Source organism: Klebsiella sp. MS 92-3, assembly GCF_000195655.1.
Classification (GTDB): Bacteria; Pseudomonadota; Gammaproteobacteria; order Enterobacterales; family Enterobacteriaceae; genus Klebsiella; species Klebsiella pneumoniae.
On the sequence record NZ_GL882828.1, the window covers coordinates 1 to 2395 of the forward strand.

A 2395-nucleotide genomic window follows, 5' to 3' on the forward strand; every position below is an offset into this window, starting at 1 on the left:
CGCCAGGGAAAACTGGCGCCCGGGGGAACGATTATCGAAGCCACCGCCGGCAATACCGGCCTCGGTCTGGCGCTGATTGCGGCGCAGAAAAATTACCGCCTGATCCTGGTGGTGCCGGACAAAATGAGCCGCGAGAAAATCTTTCACCTGCGGGCGCTGGGCGCGACGGTGCTGCTCACCCGCTCCGACGTCAATAAAGGCCACCCGGCCTACTACCAGGATTATGCCCGCCGCCTTGCCGATGAAACGCCGGGCGCCTTTTATATCGACCAGTTTAATAACGACGCCAATCCGCTGGCCCATGCCACCTCCACTGCGCCGGAGCTTTATCAGCAGCTGGAGGGCGACATCGACGCCATCGTCGTCGGCGTCGGCTCCGGCGGCACGCTGGGTGGGCTTCAGGCCTGGTTTGCAGAGCACTCGCCGAAAACGGAATTTATTCTCGCCGATCCGGCGGGTTCGATCCTTGCCGATCAGGTCGATACCGGACGCTACGGCGAAACGGGATCCTGGCTGGTCGAAGGGATCGGCGAAGATTTTATCCCGCCGCTGGCCAGGCTGGAGGGGGTACATACCGCGTATCGCGTCAGCGACCGCGAAGCATTCCACACCGCGCGCCAGCTGCTGCAGGTCGAAGGAGTGCTGGCCGGCTCTTCCACCGGCACCCTGCTCAGCGCCGCGCTGCGCTACTGCCGGACGCAAAGCCGTCCGAAGCGGGTGGTGACCTTCGCCTGCGACAGCGGCAATAAATACCTGTCCAAAATGTTCAACGACGACTGGATGCGCCAGCAAGGACTGATCGCCCGCCCCGAACAGGGCGATCTCAGTGATTTTATCGCCCTGCGCCATGACGAAGGCGCTACCGTCACGGCCGCGCCGGACGACACCCTGGCCGCGGTCTTTACCCGCATGCGGCTGTATGACATCTCCCAACTGCCGGTACTGGAGGATGGCCGCGTGGTCGGCATCGTCGATGAGTGGGATTTGATCCGCCACGTACAGGGCGATCGCCAACGCTTCTCCCTGCCGGTCAGCGAAGCGATGAGCCGCCATGTTGAAACTCTCGATAAGCGTGCGCCAGAGAGTGAACTGCAGGCCATTCTCGATCGCGGTCTGGTGGCGGTGATCGCTGACAACGCGCGTTTTCTTGGCCTGGTCACCCGCAGCGATGTATTGACCGCCTGGCGTAACCGAGTCGCACAATAAGGAATTTTTTATGTCATCTATCCACACCCTGAGTGTACATAGCGGAACCTTCACCGACAGCCACGGCGCAGTGATGCCGCCGATTTATGCCACCTCCACTTTTGCTCAGCCAGCGCCGGGGCAGCATACCGGTTATGAATATTCCCGCAGCGGGAATCCCACCCGCCACGCGCTGGAGACGGCGATCGCCGACCTGGAAAACGGCACGCGCGGCTACGCGTTCGCCTCCGGGCTGGCCGCCATCTCCACCGTGCTGGAGCTGCTGGATAAGGACAGTCACCTGGTGGCGGTCGATGATGTGTATGGCGGCACTTACCGCCTGCTGGAAAACGTTCGCCGCCGTAGCGCGGGTCTGCAGGTGAGCTGGGTGAAACCCGACGACCTGGCGGGAATTGAAGCGGCGATCCGCCCCGACACCCGCATGATCTGGGTGGAAACGCCCACCAACCCGCTGCTGAAGCTCGCGGATCTCAGCGCCATCGCCGCCATCGCGCGCCGCCATAACCTGATCAGCGTCGCCGATAACACCTTTGCTTCGCCGGCGATCCATCGCCCGCTGGAGCATGGGTTTGATATTGTGGTGCACTCCGCGACCAAGTACCTCAACGGCCATTCCGATGTCGTCGCCGGCCTGGCGGTGGTTGGCGATAACTCCGGGCTCGCGGAAAAGCTTGGCTATCTGCAGAATGCGGTAGGCGGCGTGCTTGACCCGTTCAGCAGCTTCCTGACGCTGCGCGGCATCCGTACCCTGGCGCTGCGGATGGAGCGCCACAGCGCGAACGCGCTGCAGCTCGCCGAATGGCTGGAACAGCAGCCGGAAGTGGAGCGAGTCTGGTTTCCCTGGCTGGCCTCGCACCCGCATCATCAGCTGGCGCGCCAGCAAATGGCCCTGCCCGGCGGCATGATTTCGGTGGTGGTGAAGGGCGATGAAGGTTACGCCGAGCGCATCATCAGCAAGCTGCGCTGGTTTACGCTTGCGGAGAGCCTGGGCGGCGTGGAGAGTCTGGTGAGCCAGCCCTTCAGCATGACCCATGCCTCGATCCCGCTGGAGAAACGCCTGGCGAACGGTATCACACCGCAGCTGATCCGCCTGTCGGTGGGGATCGAAGATCCCAACGATCTGATTGCCGACTGGCAGCAGGCGCTGCGGGCGGAGTGATTATTCCGACGCGCGGGGCGTTGTCAGCGC

2 protein-coding genes are annotated in these 2395 nt (G+C 63.0%); both read left to right on the forward strand.

Features of this window, described 5'->3' with window-relative positions; all coding sequences use genetic code 11:
* Positions 1–1206 (forward strand): pyridoxal-phosphate dependent enzyme (locus HMPREF9538_RS09515; protein WP_009485587.1); only part of this gene is annotated, 1206 nt, incomplete at its 5' end.
* A gap of 10 nt (positions 1207–1216) precedes the next feature.
* The gene (locus tag HMPREF9538_RS09510; protein ID WP_020316731.1) at positions 1217–2365 is read left to right on the forward strand and encodes a trans-sulfuration enzyme family protein; all 1149 of its coding nucleotides are present in this window, start codon (positions 1217–1219) and stop codon (positions 2363–2365) included.
* The last annotated feature ends 30 nt before the right edge of the window (positions 2366–2395 follow it).